Source organism: Immundisolibacter sp. (assembly GCF_028696615.1).
Lineage (GTDB): Bacteria > Pseudomonadota > Gammaproteobacteria > Immundisolibacterales > Immundisolibacteraceae > Immundisolibacter.
Genome location: NZ_JAQVGQ010000221.1, coordinates 1 through 4,191, shown reverse-complemented (window position 1 = coordinate 4,191; position 4,191 = coordinate 1). Strand labels below are relative to the sequence as shown.

Annotated in this window: 4 protein-coding genes and 1 riboswitch; of the genes, 3 read left to right on the top strand and 1 reads right to left on the bottom strand. The window is 69.7% G+C overall.

What is annotated here, in order from left to right; all coding sequences use genetic code 11:
- Positions 1 to 214: 214 nt before the first annotated feature.
- The gene (locus tag PHC73_RS12020) at positions 215 to 1,816 is read right to left on the bottom strand and encodes a glycoside hydrolase family 19 protein (protein ID WP_300128554.1); all 1,602 of its coding nucleotides are present in this window, start codon (positions 1,814 to 1,816) and stop codon (positions 215 to 217) included.
- Positions 1,817 to 1,991: 175 nt separating this feature from the next.
- A riboswitch (cobalamin riboswitch) is annotated at positions 1,992 to 2,213 on the top strand.
- Between the two features lie 185 nt (positions 2,214 to 2,398).
- Here PHC73_RS12020 and PHC73_RS12015 point away from each other — a divergent pair.
- From PHC73_RS12015 to PHC73_RS12005, 3 genes are all read left to right on the top strand, one after another.
- Positions 2,399 to 3,037: an energy-coupling factor ABC transporter permease gene (locus PHC73_RS12015; protein WP_366949873.1), complete on the top strand. Its 639-nt coding sequence runs from the start codon at positions 2,399 to 2,401 to the stop codon at positions 3,035 to 3,037.
- Positions 3,037 to 3,864: a precorrin-4 C(11)-methyltransferase gene (gene cobM, locus PHC73_RS12010; protein WP_004263366.1), complete on the top strand. Its 828-nt coding sequence runs from the start codon at positions 3,037 to 3,039 to the stop codon at positions 3,862 to 3,864. Before PHC73_RS12015 ends, cobM begins: the two co-directional genes overlap by 1 nt.
- A partial coding sequence (locus PHC73_RS12005) for a CbiX/SirB N-terminal domain-containing protein (protein ID WP_300128545.1) occupies positions 3,861 to 4,191 on the top strand: 331 nt, incomplete at its 3' end. The genes cobM and PHC73_RS12005, both read left to right, overlap by 4 nt.

Below are 4,191 nucleotides of genomic sequence, written 5' to 3'. Positions count from 1 at the left end.
TGCGCTCGCCTCGGCCTGCACGGGCAGCTTCAGCGCAGGCGCACCGCGCCGGGTGGATTGACTGTTGGCCACGATGCTCTCCCTTTCTCGATCCGCGGAGTCCCCACCCGTCGGAGCGACGATCTTCTCATGCCCATGGAATTTTCAGCCAGCGTCGTACCCCGACTGTGCGACGGAGCTGCGGCGCAATCGACCATGCCCCGCCGCAGTCCCCTCACGGGTGGCGCCAGAAGGCGAAGGACTGAAAGCGGCGCCCCGTCCACCAGGCATTGCGCGACACCGCGGCGCGCACGCCGCGACGGCCGGCCATCGACTCGAGCGGCCGCAGCACTTCGCCATCCGCGCGGCGCAAGGCCTCGGCGCCCGGCTGCTCCGGCACGACCAGCGAGACCTGTCCGGCCTGGTCGATGTCACGATGGCGCGCCACGATCACGCAGACCTCGCCCGCATTTGCCGCCGCCTGCAGCAGCGTTGGATCGAGTTCGCGCACCCAGCCGAAGACGGGGCCGTGGTCGTCGAGCCAGTCGTGGAGCGCATTGATGCCGATCTCGTGCACGGTCTGGCCAAGGACGGGATCGACCGCATCGCCCAGCGTCAGGCGGCGCAGCGCGGTATCGGTCCACCACACGTGCGGCAGATAGACACCGGCCAGGTCGGCGCAGTCGGCAACATAGGCCAAGGCCACACCTCTGCCATCAAGCGGCCGATAGCGGCGATGCACCGGGTTGGTGACATCGAGCCAGTCCAGGACAGCCTGCAGTTCGGCAGCACGCGCCGCAGATGCCCGCGCACGGCGCGCGGGCCGGTCGGCCTCGGCGAGCGGATGGATGCGCCCCTCCGGGCGAGCCCGGCTGGCGGCCGAGAACTCGTCGTGCAGCACCGCGGGCGGCAAGGCGGGAAGCGCCGCCCCGCCCGGCATCGCGGCACGTGCGCGGCCGCGGGCGCGCGGCTGCGGCGCGAGTGCGGCAAGATACTGCTCGGCCACCACGCCCTCGCGCATCGTTCCGCCGAGCATCACGCGGACCCGCAGCCAGCCCGCGGCCGACGCCGGCCCGCGCACCTCGACCTCGGTTCCCTGGGCAAGCGAGGCCAGCAAGGTCGCTGGCGACACGCGCGGCGCGGAACGCAGGTTGAGCTGCAGCGGCACGACGCGGTGGGTGGGGGCAAACGGCACCGAGGCCGGGGCGACCGAGCCAGCCAGCCCCAGCTCGCGCAGGGCGTGGCGGCCTTTCTCTAGCAGTTCGCGGCGGTCGGCAAAGCCGTTTAGGCCGCCGTTGATGCGGCGCGTGATCGCCTTCAGGTCATCGATGTCGGCCAGGTCGTTGAGGGCGTTGCGCTCCCAGAAGAACACCGCCGACTGCACGGCCAGTTCGCTTCCCACGCGGTCGGGCTCGGCCACCACGTCCTGTCCGCACCAGCGTGCCAGGGCGCGGTAGTTGTCCTTGCCAGTAAGCTGGATCAGACCCCGGCCGCGGTAGCGGAAGCCGTCCCCGCTGGCTTCGGGCCCGTTGCCCATGCGCCCGCAATACACGCGGTTGCCGATCCGCTCGGGCTTGCGCGCATAGGCCTCGGCCTCGGCACGCGCGGGGAAATAGCGCGGAAAGACCTTCAGCAGACCGTCTGCCGAGTAGTTCAGGTTCTCCTCGGTCAGGCGCAGGCAGCCCGACTCGTGCAGCGTCTGGGCCAGGAAATGAACGACGCGCGGCGCCGTGTCGATGGCATGCCGGGCCATCTCCGCATTGAGCGCCTCGACATAGCGATCGGCATTTGGACCGGTCGCCCCCATGCGGGTCAGCACCTCGCGTGTGATCAACATGCTGCGTCTCCCGAAAAGCGCGCCCCCGCGGCCGTCGGCGCACTTTCACTAAAGCCCAGGCGCGCACGCTATTCAAGACGTGGCGCAGCCCATCGGAATGTCACCTCTACCCTGCGGTCACGCCGCGACCTTCCGCAGCGGCAACTTGCGTATCCCGATCGGTTTCGATTAGTCTGCGCCCGCATTCGATCCGGGTGCCTTGTCATGCAACCGCATGACAGGGTGAAACGGGAAGTCCGGTGACGTCGTCCGCCCCGCGCGTACGACCAGTCCGGCGCAGCCCCCGCTGCTGTAAGCCTGACGACTCCGCCACACGCCACTGAGCCTTGCGCTCGGGAAGGTCGGCGGACGAGGAAGAAGGCAAGCCAGAAGACCGGCCCGATCGAGTTTGGTTGATGTGAGCCCCGGGGTGAGGGTTCGATCCGACTGGTTTTCCGCCGGCTGCCCGCGTGCGCCGGAAGCTCCAGCCGATTCGTATTGCATGCGTCCGCACGTTCTTGGCGAGGCCAGGGTGCGCGCACGTACGCACACTCCGCCTGCGTGGCTCCCATCGTTGATTCAAAGCACTCGTGGGGAGTCATCATGCATATCGAACCGGGCATCCTTTCCGGCGCCAAGATCGCCGCCGCCAACCTCGCCGCCATCGGCCTTGTCGCCGCCCAGGCACCGCAAGTGGTCAAGCGGCCACAGCTCATCCTGCGCACACTGCTCGCGGCGCTGTTCTTCTCGGTCTTCATGCAGAGCTTCCACCTGCCTGCCGGCGCGTCGGAACTGCACTTCATCGGCGCGATGCCGATCTATCTGACGCTGGGTTTCGTGCCCACGCTGCTCGGCTTCGGCCTCGGCCTGCTGCTGCAGGGCGTAGTCTTCGAGCCGGCCGACCTGCTGCATCTGGGCGTCAATTTCCTGTCGCTGGCCATGCCATTGCTTGCGCTGCATCTCGGCCTGGGCCGCAAGCTCGCCGCGGGTGCGGCGACCGAGATCAGGTCGGTGCTCAAGCTCGACGCCGCCTACTACGCCGGCGTTGCAGCGATGGTCGGCTTCTGGCTGTCGATGGGCGAGGTCGCCACACCCTTCGCCGAATGGATGACCTTTGCCGCAGCCTACCTGCCGGTGGTGCTGATCGAGCCGGTGCTGACGGTGGCCGTGGTCAGGCTGCTGCAGTCGCAGGCGCATCGCCCGCTGGTCCAGCTCTGCTTCGCCGTCCCGGCGCGCGGCTGATGGCCGGAATACCCGGCACGGTCTGGTTCGTCGGCGCAGGACCCGGCGACCCGGACCTGATCACCGTGAAGGGCCGCCGCCTGCTCGAGCAGGCCGGAGCGATCCTGTTCGCCGGTTCGCTGGTCGACCGCACGGCCACGCAGTACGCGCCGGCCGACTGCGAGATCCGCGACTCCAGGGACATGACGCTCGAGGCCATGAGCGCCTGGCTGCTCGACGCCTGCGCCCGCCATCACACCGTGGTGCGCCTGCAGACCGGCGACCCCGGCCTGTATGGCGCGCTGGTCGAGATGACCCGCCCGCTGGACGCGGCCGGCATCACCTGGCAGGTCGTGCCGGGGGTGTCCTCGGCGATGGCCTCGGCCGCCGCAGCCGGTGAGACCCTGACCCTGCCGGAAGTGACGCAGACCGTGATTCTCACCCGCGTCGCCGGGCGCACGCCGATGCCGCCGGACGAGGATCTGGCGGCGCTCGCCGCGCACCGCACGACGCTGTGCATCTTCCTGTCGATCACGCTGCTGCACGAGGTGCAGCGCGCGCTGCGCGCCGCCGGCTGGCCGGAAGAGGCGCCCATCGTGGTGGTGCAGAAGGCGAGCTGGCCGGGCGCGGAGAAGATCGTCCGCGGCACGCTGGCCGACATCAAGCGCCGCTGCCAGGACGAGAAGATCGCCAGCCAGGCCATGATCATCGCCAGCCCCGCGCTCGGCGCCCGCCACTGGCCCGACATCGCCCGCTCCAAGCTCTACGACCCGGGCTTCGGCCACCGCTTCCGCAAGGCCTCCGCGCCTGCCACCGAAGCCGGCCTGCCCACCGGAGAATCCGCATGAACGACACCGCCATCCTCCTCGTCGGCCACGGCTCGCGCAATCGCGAGGGCAACAAGGAGATCCTGCATTTCGCCGCCCAGTGGCGCGACCGCCACCCTGGCTGGCGCATCGAGACCTGCTTCATCGAGCACGCCGAGGTCTTGCTCGACGAGGGCCTCGACCGTGCCGCGCTCGGAGCACGGCACGTCGTCACCATTCCCTTCATCCTCAACGCCGCCGGCCACGTCAAGATGGAGCTGCCGGCCGCCATCGAGCGCGCGCGCCAGCGCCACCCCGGCGTCGCCTTCGCCTGCGCCCGCCACCTCGGCATGGGGCGCGAGATCTTCA